Source organism: Sphingobacterium sp. LZ11T8, assembly GCF_024261425.1.
Lineage (GTDB): Bacteria > Bacteroidota > Bacteroidia > Sphingobacteriales > Sphingobacteriaceae > Sphingobacterium.
This window is the reverse complement of the sequence record NZ_JANBZY010000001.1, coordinates 117,467-136,431: the sequence shown is the minus strand read 5'-3', so window position 1 is coordinate 136,431 and position 18,965 is coordinate 117,467. Positions and strand designations below refer to the sequence as shown.

The window sequence follows — 18,965 nt, the reverse complement described above, 5'->3', positions numbered from 1 at the left end:
ATGGAAAACAAAAAATTCTTAGAACAAACTTGGCGATGGTACGGACCTAATGATCCGGTATCATTGCAAGATGTGAAGCAAGCTGGGGCTACTGGCATAGTTTCGGCTTTGCATCATATCCCACATGGTGAAGTATGGCCGTTGGAGGACATACAGGAAAGGAAAAAGATAATTGAAGAAGCAGGATTGACCTGGTCGGTTGTAGAATCCGTTCCTGTACACGAAGCTATCAAAACAAGATCTGCCGAGGCTGACCAATATATTGAGCGTTATAAGCAATCGTTGCAGAATTTAGCAGCTTGTGGTATCAAGACGATCTGCTATAATTTTATGCCGGTTCTGGATTGGACTAGGACCCAGTTGGACCTGATCATGAAGGATGGTTCCAAAGCCCTGTACTTTGATTGGATTGACCTCGCTATCTTTGATATTTATATCCTAAAGAGAGAAGCAGCTGCGCAGGACTATTCCCAAGAAATTCAACAGCTAGCTGAGGAGAAGTACAACAAGATGTCAGCGGAAGAGAAAACAGATCTTCAATTCAATATCCTGATGGGCATTCCAGGTGAAGGTGATATTACCTTGGAATCTCTACAAAATAGCATCAATATCTATAAAAGTATTGGAAGGGAAGGATTAAAACAGAACTTGCTTTACTTCTTAGAGGCAATTGCAGACATCTGCGAGACCAACGGGATTAAGATGACCATTCACCCCGATGATCCACCATATGCAATCCTAGGGCTTCCTAGGGTAGTAAGCAACGAAGAAGATTTAGTGTACATTATTTCAGAACAGCCTAGGGATTTCAACGGGATTTGTTTCTGTACCGGTTCTTTAGGTGCTGGACCCAAAAACAACCTTCCTCAGATCTTGGACAAAGTGAAACATCGTGTTCATTTTGCGCATCTGCGAAATGTAAAACGTGATGCCATTGGGAGCTTCTATGAGGCAGACCATTTGGATGGGGATGTGGATATGTATGCCATCGTAAAGGGATTGAGTGAAGAAAACCAACGCAGAGCATTGGCCATTCCATTTAGACCTGACCATGGGCATCAAATGCTTGATGACATCAATAAAGTGACCAATCCTGGTTATTCTGCCATTGGAAGACTTCGTGGTCTGGCTGAATTGAGGGGTTTGGAATTAGGAATTTTGAGATCTTAACCAAGGATCTACCAACATAAACAACAAATTATGGATACGAGTAAACCTACGAAATATAGGTGGACGGTTTGTGCACTGATATTTTTCGCAACGACCATCAATTACCTGGATCGGCAAGTCCTTTCCTTAACCTGGAAAGATTTTATTGCCCCAGAATTCCATTGGACCAACAATGACTATGGTAATGTTGCGGCCATATTCTCTATTGTCTATGCCATTTCCATGTTGTTATCTGGTCGTTTTATCGACAAGCTAGGAACAAAAAAAGGCTATTTATGGGCAATTGCCATCTGGTCGGTAGGCGCTATCCTGCATGCTTTCTGTGGCATGATCACATCAGGTGTTCTCGCGGGCGAATGGTTGGTCAGTTTTGGTCAGGCCAAGGAGATCATTGCCGGTATTGAAGATGTAAGCAAGGTGGTTAATATTTCTGTCACTGTCTTTATTTTTGCCCGTATCATCTTGGCATTGGGGGAGGGTGGAAACTTTCCGGCAGCCATGAAAGCCTGTGTAGAATACTTTCCAAAGAAGGACAGGGCATTTTCTACTTCAATCTTTAACTCAGGAACGACCATTGGAGCGCTTTTAGCGCCATTGATTATTCCCGTGATTGCAGCCAAATACGGTTGGGAAATGTCGTTCATTATTATTGGGGCCTTAGGTTTCATCTGGATGGGATTTTGGCAGTTTATGTACAAGAAGCCAGAAGAAAACCCGCATGTGAATGCAGCTGAACTCGCCTATATCAAGCAGGATGTGGATCATGGAGAGGTTGCTGAGGCCGATAAAACGGTGAAAGCAAAAGTCTCCATCCGTGAATGCTTAAAATTCAAACAGACCTGGGCCTTGATCTTCGGGAAGTTCCTGACCGATGGGGTATGGTGGTTTCTCTTGTTTTGGTTCCCGGCCTATTTAAGTTCAGTATATGATATTAAATCCTCGGATATAGAGGGGCAGGTTGCTATATTTGTTCTGTATGCCATTACTATGTTATCCATCATCGGTGGCTGGTTACCGACCTATTTTGTAGAAAAGAAAGGTATGGAGGTTTATGCAGGTCGAATGAGAGCCATGCTGATCTTTGCGTTCTTCCCTTTGTTGATCCTCTTTGCTCAGCCTTTGGGTGAATATTCGTATTGGTTTCCGGTTATCCTGATCGGTATAAGTGCAGCGGCGCACCAATCATGGTCTGCCAATATATTCTCGGCCGTAGGTGATATGTTTCCAAAGAAGGCGATTGCGACAGTGACCGGTATAAGTGGTCTTGCTGGTGGGGTTGGCTCTTTCTTGATCAATAAAGTTTCGGGTGTCCTGTTTGACTACGCCGAACAAACCAATATGAAAGTGTTTGGATTTGAAGGAATTGAATCTGGATACTTTATCATCTTTGCCGTGTGTTCGATAGCCTACCTTTTGGCTTGGACCATCATGAGAATATTGGTTCCAAAAATGAAACTAATTCATCTATCATAATTGCCTTTTTCGATTGACCTTATTCAAATGAAACTGCTATAATTATCTGCGAAATTCAATGGTTCAGTGCCGTTGTTTTAGAAGTATTTCAACAGGTCCTTAACTATGATCTTGGTCCATCCTCTCATCCATTTAATCCTGGTTCATACGGAGGAATGGAAAAGGGGTGCATCCTAAAATAGTTTAGAATGCCATGATCAATAGGTTAAGATACCACTAATTCTTTTTGAACAAACCTGGCAAGGCTGGTTTTTTACCTGCTTTGATAGCTTTGATAAAAGGTAAAAATTCATTCTTATACCAAGGGATATTTTCCCGAAAACGATCTGTCAATCGACCTTCCATGGTATCATAGATTTTCAGGGCTTCTTTTTCTTTACCTTGATGAATGAGGTTATGGATGAATATCTGACTAATGGAATACAGATCATTGAACAATAAAAAATCGTTTATTGGATCCATGGATTCAAATATTTTGATATACGAAGAAAAGGACTTAGCGAAGAAAGGTTTAGGAAACTCTTTATTGATTCTGTCCAAATAACTTGTTCCCAAACCATCGAGGTATTGCAAGAAATGCTCGGTTGATGTAGCGATCCTTTTTCCAGAAGATTTTAACGGAAGAACCCATAATCCTAAAAAGTTGAGATTCTTTTCGACTTCATCATTGTCAATAAGTTCGAAAGGATTGGTCTTAAACTGAGCGTCTTCCAAGTTCTTGCTCAGCGACTTCTCCTGCCATTCCAAAAGCAATCCATGCTGTACATATTGGATGGCGAAAATAGAACTTAAATCTACATCTAAGCTTATTTCCGTGAAGAGACGATTTGTTCTATTACCATCTAATAGATCTTTGTACCATACCCAATTGCATTTATCCGAAGGTTGTTCAACCTTTTCCTCCAAGAATGTCCATGAACTTTTTTCCATCTTCTCCTTGACCATGCTTGAAATCATCTCAATATGCTGAGGTAATTCCAGGGCAGCCTTTTTTTCCTTGAGGTAGCTAGCGTATATTTTTTCGATGGATTTTTTTGGGTCCATCAAAAAGCTGAGCTTGGCTCTTTCATCAGGATCTGTCAGCCCGGACAATTCATCTGAAAGTCTAGGGACTTCAAAATCTGTCTCCTTCTTCTTGATCTTTAGTAAATCATGTTGGTTGAGGAGTTCATGTAGCTTGATCAAATCAGGATTTTTGATCCACTGCTCAAAATCTTTTGTCAAACCTTCCTCTGCACCAATATCTGCTTCTAGATAGGCATTGACGAAAGCAAGATAAAAATTATGCATCAGCTGCTTGTTGCCTTGTTTTTCCGATAGTTCAATCATTTCAGCGATCAAATGTGGAATGGGAATATGGGCTACTTCTTCGGGAGCTTCTTTCCATTGTCCAGCAGCCAGCAATCTTTTCCAGGCATCAGAACCATACTCAGGGAAAAAATTGCCGTCTTCCTGATAGACAACATCAGCCTCCTCATTGTTGACATCACTGAGGAGCCAGTCGGAATCTTCTAGGTTTTTGAAATAATCGGGGTTCTTTTTATAGTCAGGATGTTGATCAATGGGAAGCTTCTTGATAAATCCAATTTTTTCCAAATACAGGAAACAACGTAAAACAGTATAGCTCGTATCAAATCGATTTTGGAATTGATAGAGATTAAAAATGATTTTACGTTGTTCCGCGACAGAAAGAGCAGATCCTTTCAGAAGGTGAACTGCATCTTCAACCAAATTTTCTATAGCATGATATGACATAATAGCGCAGTATTTGTATGAATTAAAGATGCAAAAGATTATCCTCTTGATCTTTAACAAAACATATGCAGACTATTTACATATTATCTACATTTATTGAGAAACAACAGTTTCTTGCACTTTTTTATCTACAAAAATCTTGTTTAGGAGTATTTGCTTGATGGATGTCGGTTCTACATTTTCATCCAATCCATCAAAATCACCAATTAAAATAGGGTAGTATTCAGGGTCTACATCTACAATGCCATGTGAACCTTTCACCAATGATGCATCTAATGGAGTAATATCCAGAACTGCTGCAAAACCTATTTTCTTTAAGATGAGTTTGCCGATTGCCCTAGACTTCGAGGTCATAAACATTTCCACCGGATCGTAACCCGGTTTCTTGTGTATATCTACCATTCTGGCATAGTCCGGTGCAACAGCATCATCTTCCCAGAAGTAATAGGTAAACCAAGCATTAGGATTTGCTAGCAGCACCAAATCTCCAGAACGCTCATGGTCGATTTTATAGGCCTTCTGTTCCTCCTTGTCCAACACCTTGGCTACACCAGCGACCTTGGACAACAAGGTTTTAAGTTTATCTCGGGTTTCCGGAGTTTTGGTATATACATGTGCAATCTGGTGATCAGAAACCGCAAATGCTTCTGAAGCTCCAGCATCCAATAGTTCCAAACCTCTTTCAATCCGGATATCGATCAGGCCTTCTTTACGTAGGATCCTGTTGATATGGATAGGTTGATCGACTGGTCCGATGCCGTATTCCGATAAAAGGACAACTTCCACATTTCTTTTTTGGAAGAAGGTCGTAAGTTTTTCAACCAGTTGATCGATTTGTTTCAACTCTGCTGTGACATCTTCTCCTTTTGGACCGTATTTCTGTAAGCAATAATCCAAATGTGGAAGATATATCAGATTTAGGGTCGGTTGATGTTTCTCCTCCACATACATGGCCGAATCGGCTATCCAATTGGAAGAAGTGATATTGGCATTGGGACCCCAGAAGTTAAATAGAGGAAATTTTCCGAATTTTTCGGTCAATTCATCGCGAAGGCTGCTGGGGTAAGTATAACAGTCCGGCATCTTTCTGCCATCGGCCAAGTAATTTGGTCTCGGCGTGGCCGAGAAATCTGCATCATTGTACATGTTGTACCACCAGAACATCTGTGCACAGGTAAAGGCAGGATTCTGTTTCTTTCCGGTGACCCAGATATTCTCGCCTTGGACCAATTTGTTGGATTGTTTCCAGAATTTAATTTCAGAATCGGTATGGTCATACCATCCGTTGCCAACGATTCCATGTTCATTCGGAGCGACCCCAGTTAAATAGGTAGTCTGTGCAGAGGTGGTCAATGCCGGAAGTACCGGTTTGATCTTACGCAATTTATTCTCTTTTATGAATTTCTCAATGAACGGGGTATGTTCTCCAATTACGGAACTTGAAAGCCCAACAATATCTATTACAGCAATTCTCTTCATATTTAATTCCTTAATTTATTCAATAACCAATTCAATTCCCTTGCGATCGACTCTTCAATTGGAGCCTGCAAGGATTTTGGCAATACGCCCCAGGTATATGTCTCAACCTCGATATGATTTGTTCTTTGCCTTTCCTTATGCAGTTCAATGACCTTTAAGATATCGCCTTGGGTAGAATCCAGCTCACCATAACTTTCCAAAAAGATAGGGACATGAAAATGGCTTCTCCATTCCACATGATTTGCATCATTGCTGTCATTTAATGCATCAGGAAGGTCCTTATATTTGATCAGGTTACCCTCGCTTTCTTTTGCAATGACCTGATGCAAATAGATCGGTTCATTAAATTCTTTCAGCTTGTTTTTTTGGATTGCCCTTTTATCTGGATCCTCAGCAAGCGCTACTTTTAAGGCCGAACTGACTTGGAATTTGCCAATTTTGATGTTCAGTTTTTCCAATTCATCCATGCTCTGTTGATGGTCTTCATATTCCAGGGCAAAATGGCAGACATCATAGCATAGGCAGATATATCTGTTGATGATTGCCTTGGATTGATCGGCGTCCAGCTTATATTTTTCCTTAAAGAACTCGCTTGCCATCGGGATCAATTCTTGGGTATACCATGAGATAAATTCCCTTGAATCTTCCAACATACCGTCAGGTTCAGGTTCGATATCCAAGTGCATGTAGATCGAGCTATTAACCTCAGTTTGGTACAGGTGCTCAGCAACCAAGAGAATATGTTTTGTACAGATATCCCGCTTTTGTTGCCATTCCGCGGTGAGCTGCTCATGCCAAAAACGGTAGGATAGAGGAGAAGTGGAGATTCCACCTTCCTGGCCCTCCGGTAATAATTGCGCTAAGATGTCGAAAAGGTTCTTGGTATATTCATAGCGTTCTGTGCTTGTCCAATCCGGTGCATGCACTTTGTCCTTGACCTCTTTGATATGGAAATCACCATAAGGGAAACCATTCATAGTGAAGACGTAGATATGGTTCTGTTTCAACCAATCCTGAAAATCTTTTAAAGCTTGCGGCTGACTTAGTTCTTTGGCTGCTTGAGCGGAAAGTCGCAATCCCAATCCAAAGTCCTGTTCGGCTGAAACGGCCGCTTTTATCTTCGGTAGATTGTTTTTTAGCTCTTGAAAATGGTCTTTCCAGGCTTCGCCGGGGTGGATATTGCTACAATAAGAAAGATGTGAATTAGCTAGCTTCATAGAAAGGGTTTTGATTTTGGCTAAAGTTCTTTAGGAAATCCATAGCTTGGATAATCAGGTCATAATCTAATTGGTGATAATCTTTGCCTTTTCCCATTTTTTCCAAAAGGACCACGGTCAATTTTCCGCCAAGATGCTCTTGAAAATCAAGCAAACCTGATAGTAAAATAAACCTCGCCTCTTCGGAATCCAGGATTGGATGATAGATCGGAAGTCCAAGATTGCGGATCAAGCTGACCACTCGGGTTGCTTCTTCTTCTGTAATATTGCCGATTAAATACGAGTATAAAACATCCATTGCGATTCCAATGGCAACAGCTTCGCCATGTAATACTTGGAAATCGGTCATCTGCTCCAATTTATGGGCACTCCAATGGCCAAAATCCAATGGTCTTGAAGAACCTAATTCGAATGGATCTCCATTGCGGATATGTTCTAGGTGCTTATCGGCACAACGATAGATCAGATCTTCCATTTCTTCGGAATTCCTTTCCTTGATCTTGCTGGCATTTTTTTCTATCCATTCATAGAATGATAGATCCTTGATCAGGGCCACTTTTATAGCCTCGGATACCCCCGCAACCCAAGATCTTTCGTCTAGAGTTTGCAAGAATTCATAATCATTGAAAACAGCCTTTGCTGGTGTAAAAGTTCCTAAAAAGTTCTTTTTCCCTTTATAGTTCACGGAGTTTTTAACACCAACTCCGGAGTCATTTTGAGATAGGACCGTAGTTGGAATACGGATATGTTTGATCCCACGGTGTGAGATCGCAGCGGCATAGCCAACAAGGTCCAAAATAGCTCCACCGCCAATGCCGATCACATAGGAATGTCTATCTATACCGTATTGGTCCACTGCCTGGATTATGGTATCTAAGCAGCTTGTGTCATTCTTGCAGATTTCACCACCGGGAATGACCAAAGGTTCACTCGCCAGGAAAAAATCTTCCATTTCCATAAAATAGATAAAGATCTGTTCTGTCAGACCGGGATGTTTATCCATAAATCCAGCATCAATGACAAACAGGATCTTCTGTTTGAAACCGGGATTGCTGTTCTTGGCTAGAAAGTCCTTCAATAGATTGTTGCCTACAGTGAAAAGACCTTTGGTGAAAAAGATGTTATATTGATATTCAATAGTGAATTTTTGTTCTAATACACGTTCCATTCTAAATAGGGTTTAGGTTACGGCAAATTTCTTGGCTAAGAAGATCGAAACCGGTAATATGGCACATACGGCCAATGCTAACAGCCAATGACCAGCAATGGCAATCCAGCTAGCATTCATTAAAATCAGTGCGAGCACTCCAAATTTCACGGCTTTCCTGACATCCTGTGGCTGTAAGGTTTTCAAGGCCTTGGAAACCGGCGAACCGATCATAAGACTGAAAAGCAAGATAAAGACCAATGCCAGGTAATTTTTGCTGCTATAGGTGAAATAAAGGAGTGTTAAGATAACAATAGAATATAGACCAATGGATACGAGTAAGGCAGTTTTATTGCTGCCATATACTTCTCCACGGCTTATGTTTGTTACTGAAGCGATATAGATAATCGGAATGATGGCAATAAACCAGTAGCTCAATGAATCTGGTAAAACGGCCATTCCCAATAATAGGTTCAATCCTCTACAGCCTCCCATGACGATTGGACCAGCTAAAAAATGATGTTTTGCTTGGCCATTGTACAGTAGGCACATCAGGACGATGGCCAATGAAATATAGAATGCCGCCATATTCACCTGAAAGGCTAAAAAGCATCCAATTGCAAAGGCTAATGTACCCAAGATACTGGCAGCGGATTTTTTGATCCTGCCCGAAGGAATAGGTCGTTCCGGACGCTCCACTTTATCCAGTGCAGCATCAAACACATCATTGAAGACTATGCCCCCAGTATATAAACACATACTGGAAATGGTAATCCAGATCAATGGATTGACCTGCGGCAAATCTTGTTGCAGAAACAAGCAGGCTAAAGCGACACCAGCTAAAACATCAGATATGGCTGTTAAAACATTGGACGGCCTGATGATTTGGATCCATGGTTTCAACATACGCAACGGTATTAAGAAATAATAATAGAATCCTTATTTAACCTAGGTTGTTGACCACCACGAAGGATTGTATTACCTTCAAATTTTTCATTCGGATCTGCAAATAAAGTCTTGTCCAAAGTGCTTAGGTCAAGATGCTTGCTGACTTGGAAGGCATCCAATGCATTCTGATAGGTCACCTTTTCCACATCTTCTTTGGAAACACCATATTGGAGCATCAGGGCAGCCGTTTTGGGCACCGCCAAGGGGTCTGAAATTCCCCAATCTGCTGCTGAATTGACCATGATCCTTTCCGAGCCGTATTCCTTAACGATTTCCACCATGCGTTCATTTCCCATCTTGGTAAATGGATAAATTGTAAAGCCGGCGTAAAAACCACGGTCCAATACTTCTTTTACCGTTTCTTCGGAGTTATGGTCAATGATTACCGTTTGAGGATCGAGGCCATGTTCAATGGCAATATCCATACTTCGTGTCGTACCACGAGTTTTATCGCGGTGTGGGGTATGAACCTGAACGGGAAGTCCAGCTTCTTTAGCAAGCTCAAGTTGAGCTCTATAATATTTATCTTCAGCAGGAGTCTGGTCATCGAAACCAATTTCTCCAATGCCGAGAACTCCTTCCTTGTAAATGAAATGAGGAAGTAATTCCATGACTTGTTCTGCTAAAGCTTCATTGTTAGCTTCTCTAGAATTAAGCCCAATGGTACAGAAGTGTCTTATACCAAATTGGGAAGCTCTAAATCTTTCCCAACCAATCAGGCTACTATAATAATCTTTAAAGGTATCTATTCCAGTTCTAGGCTGTCCAACCCAAAAAGCGGGTTCGATCAGTAATAGGACGCCCGCATCAAACAGCGCTTGGTAATCATCCGTCGTTCGTGAAACCATATGAATATGTGGGTCCACAAATTTCATCCCTTTTATTAATTCAAAGTCTAGCGGCATTGGTTTCCCCATGCTTGCTAGGTCTCTATTTAATTCTGTGCACATTCCTGTCTGTTTTTAATTTTTCTCTAATAATTCTGGGCTATTGTTTTGCTGCTTCAAGATTTCTTTAGCGCGAGGAGGTAAGTGATCCTTCGCCAAAACCCATAACATGGGATGTATCTCTCGATTGGCAGAATCGCGTTCATAAATATAGTCGACAATGGAGTTTGCAAGATGGATATTGTTGCGGTCGTACAGACCGTAGATCTTCTTGATGTCCTTGCCGGTAAAAAAGCTTTTTAAAATCATTTGGTTCCAGGCCTCTTCATTTAAATAGGTAGCAGGAAACTTATTCTGCTCCATGATAGCGCCTTGCACCAGCCCAATATTATTCCGAATACCCTCTTGGCAACGGTCGATCCAGATTCTTGGGAACTGGAAGATGTTCAAAGCCGAATACAGGGCTTCTAGCTCCTGCATGTCTGCATAGTTGAACAACTTCTCGATAAAGGTAAAATAGGGTTCTTGTTGATCTTCGATCAAACCCAATAGGTAAACTCTCGCAAGTCTAAGTACGGTCCAATGGTCAACAATCAGCGGATTGCTATCCTCTTGGACCATACTTACTGTTTTATCCTTGCTGGTACTTAATTTCCTGCTCAAAGAGGAAAATATCCTTACAAAACTTGTAGAATAATTATCTGCAATATTTCTTTCACACTCCTCTAAATAGCTTTTCTCCTCTGCGGTAAGCAGTTCGAATAAGGTATTTCTCACTTGTTCTTTCCATTCCATATTGCGGTTTATATTATAATTACTTTAAAATTTTTATCTGCATGTCTTTGTACTCTACTTTCATTGGTGGACCAACATGCAATTGAACACCAATCAATCCCTTCTCCTTGCGGTTTTCTGGATCATTGTCAATCACCTCGGCGATTACCTTTCCATTGATAAAATGTGTTAATTTATTGCCTTCAGCAACGATTTCCAGATCATTCCAATCATTGGGTTTTACTATGGTCTTTAATTCTTCATCGGTAGCTACTGAATCGATTACCTTCATATTTGTCCAGGCATTGCCTTTCGACTCACCTTTACTTCCATCTGAAGGGTTCAATATTTCAGTTCGCTGACCACGGTATGCTAAGGTTGTTCGCTTTCGTTCCTCATAGTTTTGACCAGTGTAATTATTCTTTCCATCAATGTCTGCCTGATAACCTCGTAGGGCATTGGGCACCTCTGTGAAACGATCGCTTCTGTAATTTACACCACTATTTCCATTTTCGGAAATTTTAAATTTAGTTTTCAGTGAAAAGTCCGCAACGTCACCTCCATTCCAGATCAAAAATGTATTGTTTTTCAATGGTTCTTGATCCTCACGGATCTCGCCTGAAAGGATCCCGTTTTCCATTTTCCAATAGGTCGTGTCACCTTCCCAACCGGATAGGGAATTGGGCTCAAACATCGCGATATAACCGTCTTCTAACCCTATGGTATCCGTAGCTGCACTGTCCTGTTTATTGTTTTGTTCTGCATTGCTTCCATTGCAAGAACCTAGTAAAATAGTAGCACTGAGGCAGATACAGCAATATTTGAATAATTTTTTCATAATGGATTTCTCTAATGCTTATTTGTTCTTCCACTCTACATGGGTATCTTCCCATTTTCTGTTTTTTGCAGAGTTGATAACCGCTTCGCAGACCTTCTGTGTTTCCAGGGCATCCCTAAAAGTTGGGTGGCATTCTTCGCCTGTTTCCAAGGTTTGTAAAAAATCTGCTACTTGGTGTACGAAGGAATGCTCATATCCCAAAGATAGACCCGGAACCCACCATTTATCCATGTAAGGTTGGTCGCCATCTGTAACATGGATTGAGCGCCATCCTTTGACGATGGAATCATCAGCATTGTTGAAATATTCCAATCGGTTCATATCATGTAGATCCCATTTCAAGGAACCCTTTTCACCATTGATCTCAAAGGTAAATAAGGCTTTGTGACCACGGGCATAGCGCGTCGATTCAAACAGCCCTAAAGACTCATTATCAAAATGACAATGGAATATACAGGCATCATCGATCTTGACATCTTCCATTTTTCCGGTCTCTTCATGCATACGCTGCTTTACGAAGATTTCCGTCATGGCCGATACATCCTTGATACCTCCATTGATCCACATCGCTAAATCAATACAGTGTGCCAATAGGTCACCGGTCACTCCAGAACCCGCAGCATCTGCATCCATTCTCCAAAATGCGGCACCTCCCTGTGGAAGGTTCTCGTTGATGGTCCAATCCTGAAGGAAGTTACTTCGATAGTGGAAGATCTTGCCTAGCTTGCCGCTGTCGACTATCTGTTTAGCCAATGTAACGGCAGGTAAACGGCGGTAATTGTACCAAATAGTGTTTTTCACCTTATTGGTTTCAACGGCTTCTACCATTTTCTCGCCTTCTTCCAAAGTTCTGGAAAGCGGTTTTTCGCAGAGTACCATTTTACCGGCTGCCGCTGCAGCGACCGCGATTTCCATATGCATGTTGTTTGGGGTACAGATGTCTACCGCATCGATATCATCCCTAGCGATCAGTTTCTTCCAGTCGGTCTCGTAGGACTCATAGCCCCACTGCTCAGCAAAGGCTTTCACTTTGTCTTCACTGCGTGAACATACAGCCTTTAGGACAGGTGTATATTCCAGGTCAGGAAAGAAATTAGGTACGCGTTTATATCCATTAGAATGGGTTCTTCCCATGAATCCACATCCTATTAATCCAATTCTTAATTCTTTTTTGCTCATGATTTTTTCTTTTGAAGATTACTCCGACCATCCATTTACCTCGCGAACCTCGATCAAGGTTTTCAAGATCGAATCCCAGGTTTCTTGTTTGTGCATGACCTCATTTGGGAACATACATCCATCCCAACAGATATGGTTGAAGGCTTTGGTCGGATTGCCATTTTCATCCTTCATCCAGAAGCCAGCATCCTTAGCGATATCCAAACGACCGTTAGGGTCTGTCGGTAAACAGTGTCTTCCGGTTTTATCGTGTGATCCTGATCCAAATACGGTTCCATCATTTTGGGCAACGTGGAAGTCTATGGTCCAAGGACGTAGTTTAGAAGTCAGGAACTTAAGTCCTCGTTCCAATTCTTCACGGTCATCCCATTGGAAATCAGGTTTTAAGATGCGGTCTTCAGGTGCGTTATAGCCCAATAGATAAAGGAAAGTATGGGACATATCTGCCTGGAAGCCCATATTATCACGATCTACCATCTCTAGGGTTTCCAGCATGGTTTTCCAGCTTTGCATACCACCCCAGCAGATTTCACCTTCTGCTGCTAGGCGCTCGCCATATTCTGCCGCAGCATCACATGCTCTACGGAAGGTATCCGCAATTAATTTGGTGTTTTCAGTTGGGTTCTTCGCCCATTCCTCTACACTGCTCGCTGAGTCCACACGGATAACGTTGTTAGTTCTAATTCCTTCTTTTCTTAGTTTATATCCAAACTCAGCAGCTTTTCTTACCACTTCTACAAAGCGGTCTCTGTCTGCTTGTGAGCCCATTGCTGAACCACCATCGGGAGGCCAGATAGGGGCAACTAGCGTACCTATAGCTAGGCCATAGGTTCCTCCAATCTTGTCTACCACTGATTTTATATGGTCGTCCGAAGTGTCCAACTTAACATGTGGATCAAATAATCCTAAGTCAACACCATCGAATTTTACGCCGTTTACTTCTGCTTTTGCTGTTTTTTCCAATAACTCATCCAAAGAAATGATGGGTTCATGGTCTCCTTTTCCAACAATGCCTGGCCATGTAGCATTGTGTAATTTTGGGAAATTGTTCTTGCTCATAACTACGTTTATTTATTCATTAATTAACCTTTTACTACCAAATCCGGATTGTCTGGACCGAAATGCTTTAACATCACGATCGGATCTGTAGTAGAATGGTTCTGAATGGTTACTCCTCTTTTTGCCGCTTCTTCAGATACAAAGTATTCATCAAAAGTCAGTTGTCCATAACGGATCAAGGCTGGTGTTTCGATGGTCCAATCATTCATCTTGCCATATCCCTGCATCATGATCAATCCATAGGCTGCTCCATCTGTAATGGTTACGGTTTGTCCAGGGAATACCGTTAATTCTTTGGCACTGAAAGCGGTTGATTTATAGCATACCCATTTCTCTGAATAGCCTTGGCTTTCCATTTCTTTTTCATCCTTCACTGGAAGTGGAGCCATAAATCTATTTTTCATCATGTCCGGGTCAACGTTCAGATCCCAGTCAATGATATCCATCAAGGCGTCATAATCGCCTTTCATGTTTTCAGGTACACCTTTCCATAATAACTCTTCAGGGATGATCGCTTCATTCACCAAGGATTGGTACATCGCAAATACATCTGAAGCCTTTTGCGGTTCATAGGTACATAAGCTACCTGGAGCATGCAATAAGCCAGGAGGAACATCCCATCCGGTACCCGGTTCCAAGCGGTATGCTTGAGAGTAATTGGTGATCTTATTGTCACCTTTGGTAAAGTTCTCCAGACATTCTTTGATAGTCTCTTTCGGAGTTCCAGGAGCAATTCCCATAAAGGTATATGGGAAATCACCGCCATGGTTGTTCAACTGTGGTGGGAAATAATACGCCTCTGGTTTTCCTTGTTGTTCGATCAGCGCCGCTTTTTCATCATTGTGGTGGATGTGGTGGGGTAGTGGTCCCATGTTGTCAAAAAACTTGGAATACATAGGCCAGCTTTGATATTCATCCCAAAGACGGTCACCAATTAATTTTCCTTTTAAATGGTCAACGCAGTCAGCTAATAATACCTGTTCTGTTTTACCATTTTCTTCATATACTACAAAACTCAATCCTTCAAATTCACCCGTCAAAGGACCGTTCTTAGCAGGAGTAGTCGATGAAAACCAACGTTCATCAATACCACCACGTTCACCGCCTAATACATAATAGTCATCGGGGTGAAGTTTTATCCTTCTGCCTGGTACACAAAAAGATCTCGGCACCCAGTTAGGTGCTAATCTCAATATTCCTTTGCCTTGTTCGAATGCCTTTTCAATGATTTCCATTCTAATTATTTTTATAGGTTTATATACTTGTTTACAAATTCCGTAATGGAGTCGGGGTTATTCAATATACTGATTTCTAAGTTATATTTCCGCTTTTCTCCAGGTTTCAATTGGATTAATTCCCCTCGTTCGCGCATCAGTTTCTGTCCGAGTGGTGGGTTGGTGCCAGGTTCCAGACCTGTTACATATTCACCTCTGCCCCAATGTTGCCAATTGGTCAACCAAGGCAGCTGCTTCTTATTGAAGCTTAATTTTAAGGCAAAGCCTAATTTTTCATTGAAGATTCCACATTCTACTTGGCCTTGCTCATTACTATCCACATCTATCAATGCTGCTTCTTCCCCTGAACCACTGTGGTCCTCCCTAGGTTCTTGACAGGTTCGGAAGTCTTGTCCTTCTTTAAAAATCTTGTTGTCTGCGCCGGTTTCGCGAGCTTGCCAAGCTCCTTTCCAGAGCAGTTTGGTTCCCGCATCAATGAAAGGCCACCCAAAGTTGAAATGGTATAAAATCATATGGGAAGAATAGATATTACCGATATTCTGGATCTCATCATCCAAATAAATGGTTGGATGACCTAGAATGCATCGTATTGTGCGCGTAATCTCGATGTTATCTCCTAGGGGATGGCCTTGAAATATTTTTCCAGTAATGGACATTTCGTAATCGCCGTTGGCTAGATCGGGCTGCTTGATGGATATGAGTTCTGCAGGGCTGTTGCTGAATTGATCATGCAAGCCGCGTTGTCCATGTTCATCTTGTTCCGGTCCTCCAACATGGGTGACCCCACAGGTCGTCAGTAATCCACCTCCAAAGGTTCTTAACCAATCGATTCCCTGGTCTGAGAAGGGTTGCGGAGCAGTGACCCCCAAGCGACTTAGCCAACTCAAGTTAAACTGATTGAACGAAGCGTCCGCTATGTCCATACCGCGGTCGATGACTACCTTGAATCGTAGTCCTGCCCCTGTATTGATCCAAGCTATACGCGTTCCTTTCCCCCTTCCATTATCCAAAATGGAAGTTTCTATGCCTCCAACTTGGGCCACATGGGAGACTTTGTTCAACCAGTCGTGCTTTGAGTTTTCCACTGCCTTACTTATTTTTTGTTATAAACTTCACTTTTTTCATTACCACCGGACATCAGGTAGGCCATGATATCTTTAACTTCATCAGGACTCATTACATTCAATGTTCCTGGAGGCATGATCGATACCTCGGAACGGTTCATGGATTTAACTGTGTTTTTCGCAATGGTCTTGGTCACTTGAGGAGCGTATGGATTCTGTGAAATCACATAATTGTGTTCATCCTCACTCATCAAACGGCCTAATACATTCGTTCCATCTTTCAGATTGAATACTTTGGATTCATACTGATCAGAAATCACCTTACTAGGTTCGATGATCGCCTCTAACATATCGCGTTTAGAAAAACGGGTGCCTAATTGGGTTAAATCAGGACCTACGGAACCCCCTTCACCTTTGATGGTATGGCAGGAACCACACTTAACAGCAAGGAACAGTTCTCTTCCGCGGTTGAAATTGCGAACACCGGTGTTTTCATCCACAACTTTCAGTGCCGAATCAATTTCCCATGCTCTACCTGGACCCTTCGGACCCTCTACTTTCTCAGCCAATCTATTTCCTTGAGCATTGATCAAAGAGTCTCCTGACATCTTACCGTACATGGCAAGTTGGTCTTGCGGTACGTTTTTCAATGCCATTTTACGTGCATTGTCAATAAAGCCGATGTAACTGTTACCGCCTTTATAGCCGAATGCTTTGTAGAACCAATTGAAATATTGCTCACGTAGCTCCGGGGTCCAACCCACACTGGTATTGCTCAATGCAGTAGCCATGAAGATCTGTTGTGCAGGTGGAATATTGGCCAACATATCAGCAATGTCCAATCCATACTGTGGATTTCTCAGGATCAAATCCGAAGAGTTCATAAAGCTGGTTTGGGTGGTGTCATCTTTTGCATTGGCTAGAATGTCAAGTGTCTTCTTAACTGCCGGTTCACTGTTTAGGGCAAGTAAGATTTTTGACAGTTCCCTGTTGGTATAGTTGGATTTGGCAGGATAGAAAGGTTCTAACCTTTGGGCCAAAGCAGCTGCATCAGCATCATTGACCTTACCCATGCGGGCAATGACAATTTCGTAAACCCTTAATAGGTTTTCCAACATCTTAGGTGTAATCTTTTCTACTGGAATAGTAGCCAGTTTTTTCATGATCTGAGGCTGAAGGGAAGGATCAGCAACATGTGCCATCGCTACCATCGCTTCAGTCAATCGAACCACGTTGCGTTCTGCAAAAACTTTGTCTTTCCAGGTCTCAAACGGTTGGTGTTCTACTGCTAAACGTGCAGCATAACGGATGAATCTATCCTCATGACCTAAATATTCCCAAACTTTATCAACAGTTCCTGCCGCAGATGGTCTGTGGTATTGCTCAATCTCTCTACGCAATTTCACCAATTCATTAGGCTCAGCTTTTTTGACCTCATTATTGATCTTATCACGATCTTTATGGTATACACGGTATAAGTCAGATTCCAAACGTCTACCACCCGTAAGGAAGTAAAGACTTCCATCTGGACCAATGGTTCCATCGGTCAAAGGTAGTGGAGATCCTGAGATAAATTCTTCCGCTTTCGCTGTATAGCTAGCTCCATTTGGTTGTAATTGGATGGCATAGATGATACCGAAACTCCAATCAAATGCGAACAGGCTGTTTCTATATTTATCAGGAAACTTAGCTTGGCTAGGGTTGATGAAGTTAGTAGGAGATCCTTGACCAATATTTAAAGTCGCAGGAAGGTTGTCTAAGAATCTTTCATCCCATTTCGCATCTCCCTTTCTCCAGCCGTATTCACCACCACTAGGAACATGTAAAATCCTGGTCGGACGATACCAAGGCATTCCGAAATCCCATTCCATATCCGAGTCGTAGGTAAATAATTCGCCTTCATTATTGAAGGCTAAGTCAAAACCATTACGCATACCCGATGCAATAAGATCCCAGGATTTACCTTCTGAATCCGTCTTTGCAATCCATCCACCGTTCAAGTGTGAATCCGCATCGTGTCCATGGGTATCAAGGATATAAGGAATCAGATTGTCCACCTTATCGTTAGGTAATGAACGGTAATTGTCCATTTTTGGGATCTTAGTAAAGTTACCGGCAATTACATAGATCATAGAATCTGGCCCTAGCACGATGCTGTGCGGTCCATGTTCCCCTTCGCCTTCCAATTCCATCAATTGCGTGATTTTATCTAATTTATCATCGTTGTTGGTGTCTTGAAGTCTATATAGGCCAGAGCCTTTTGAAAGGTTCTCATTAGGACGGTGGTTGATCATCACATATAAGCTGTTATATGCCCATAGCAAACCTTGCGCAAAGCCCATTCCAACCTTATTGCTGGTCGTATCATTAGGGTCACGGCCTTCAATAGGGAAGTCTAATGCTTCAATTTTCGGCTTAACAGTTGAATCTGAACCAAGAGGAGGCAATTCAACGCGGAATAGACCACCAAATTGATCCGATGTTATCATACGACCTTTGTCATCAAAAGTCATGGAAACCCAAGATCCTTTTTTGTCATCAGAAGGGCTGTAGATATGCTCGATTTCAAAGCCATCGGGCAATGTTATTTTATCCGTTTTTGGATTGGGTTCTTTTACCTCCTCCTTTTCCTTCTCTTGCTTACATGCTCCTGCGAATATAAACAGGAACAAGGCAAACAAATACAATTGTGCTCTTTTCGTTTTTATCATTTGGTTTTTATGTTGATATAGTTTATAAC

General features: G+C 41.9%; 15 protein-coding genes. 2 read left to right on the top strand and 13 right to left on the bottom strand.

Annotation, left to right across the window (positions count from 1 at the left end):
- Both uxuA and NLF99_RS00575 read left to right on the top strand, forming a co-directional pair.
- Positions 1-1,170: a mannonate dehydratase gene (gene uxuA / locus NLF99_RS00580; protein ID WP_254526376.1), complete on the top strand. Its 1,170-nt coding sequence runs from the start codon at positions 1-3 to the stop codon at positions 1,168-1,170.
- A 30-nt stretch (positions 1,171-1,200) separates the two neighbouring features.
- Positions 1,201-2,643, top strand: a complete 1,443-nt coding sequence (locus NLF99_RS00575; RefSeq protein WP_254526375.1) for an MFS transporter — start codon at positions 1,201-1,203, stop codon at positions 2,641-2,643.
- 216 nt (positions 2,644-2,859) lie between these two features.
- Here NLF99_RS00575 and NLF99_RS00570 read toward each other — a convergent pair whose 3' ends face one another.
- The 13 genes from NLF99_RS00570 to NLF99_RS00510 all read right to left on the bottom strand — a co-directional run bounded on the left by NLF99_RS00570 (position 2,860) and on the right by NLF99_RS00510 (position 18,936).
- The gene (locus NLF99_RS00570) at positions 2,860-4,398 is read right to left on the bottom strand and encodes a hypothetical protein (protein ID WP_254526374.1); all 1,539 of its coding nucleotides are present in this window, start codon (positions 4,396-4,398) and stop codon (positions 2,860-2,862) included.
- Between the two features lie 93 nt (positions 4,399-4,491).
- Positions 4,492-5,877, bottom strand: a complete 1,386-nt coding sequence (locus tag NLF99_RS00565) for an alkaline phosphatase family protein (RefSeq protein WP_254526373.1) — start codon at positions 5,875-5,877, stop codon at positions 4,492-4,494.
- A gap of 2 nt (positions 5,878-5,879) precedes the next feature.
- Positions 5,880-7,094: a metabolite traffic protein EboE gene (eboE, locus tag NLF99_RS00560; protein WP_254526372.1), complete on the bottom strand. Its 1,215-nt coding sequence runs from the start codon at positions 7,092-7,094 to the stop codon at positions 5,880-5,882.
- The gene (locus NLF99_RS00555; RefSeq protein WP_254526371.1) at positions 7,081-8,262 is read right to left on the bottom strand and encodes a 3-dehydroquinate synthase; all 1,182 of its coding nucleotides are present in this window, start codon (positions 8,260-8,262) and stop codon (positions 7,081-7,083) included. The genes eboE and NLF99_RS00555 overlap by 14 nt, the downstream gene beginning before the upstream one ends.
- A gap of 12 nt (positions 8,263-8,274) precedes the next feature.
- Entirely contained in the window at positions 8,275-9,147 is an 873-nt protein-coding gene (gene eboC / locus NLF99_RS00550) for a UbiA-like protein EboC (RefSeq protein ID WP_254526370.1), read from the bottom strand.
- A gap of 11 nt (positions 9,148-9,158) precedes the next feature.
- Positions 9,159-10,139, bottom strand: coding sequence for a TatD family hydrolase (locus NLF99_RS00545; RefSeq protein WP_214649433.1), 981 nt, complete (start codon positions 10,137-10,139; stop codon positions 9,159-9,161).
- Positions 10,140-10,151: 12 nt separating this feature from the next.
- Positions 10,152-10,871 (bottom strand): EboA domain-containing protein, encoded by a 720-nt coding sequence (locus NLF99_RS00540; protein WP_185216010.1) that lies wholly within the window; start codon positions 10,869-10,871, stop codon positions 10,152-10,154.
- Between the two features lie 19 nt (positions 10,872-10,890).
- Positions 10,891-11,688: a DUF1080 domain-containing protein gene (locus tag NLF99_RS00535; RefSeq protein WP_254526369.1), complete on the bottom strand. Its 798-nt coding sequence runs from the start codon at positions 11,686-11,688 to the stop codon at positions 10,891-10,893.
- 18 nt (positions 11,689-11,706) lie between these two features.
- Positions 11,707-12,867: a Gfo/Idh/MocA family protein gene (locus NLF99_RS00530; RefSeq protein ID WP_214648383.1), complete on the bottom strand. Its 1,161-nt coding sequence runs from the start codon at positions 12,865-12,867 to the stop codon at positions 11,707-11,709.
- A gap of 18 nt (positions 12,868-12,885) precedes the next feature.
- Positions 12,886-13,926 (bottom strand): sugar phosphate isomerase/epimerase, encoded by a 1,041-nt coding sequence (locus tag NLF99_RS00525; protein ID WP_185210995.1) that lies wholly within the window; start codon positions 13,924-13,926, stop codon positions 12,886-12,888.
- 23 nt (positions 13,927-13,949) lie between these two features.
- Positions 13,950-15,161, bottom strand: a complete 1,212-nt coding sequence (locus tag NLF99_RS00520) for a hypothetical protein (protein WP_254526368.1) — start codon at positions 15,159-15,161, stop codon at positions 13,950-13,952.
- 11 nt (positions 15,162-15,172) lie between these two features.
- A complete protein-coding gene (locus tag NLF99_RS00515) occupies positions 15,173-16,246 on the bottom strand; it encodes an aldose 1-epimerase family protein (protein ID WP_254526367.1) in 1,074 nt (357 codons plus the stop codon).
- 8 nt (positions 16,247-16,254) lie between these two features.
- Positions 16,255-18,936, bottom strand: coding sequence for a c-type cytochrome (locus NLF99_RS00510; RefSeq protein WP_254526366.1), 2,682 nt, complete (start codon positions 18,934-18,936; stop codon positions 16,255-16,257).
- Between the last annotated feature and the right edge of the window lie 29 nt (positions 18,937-18,965).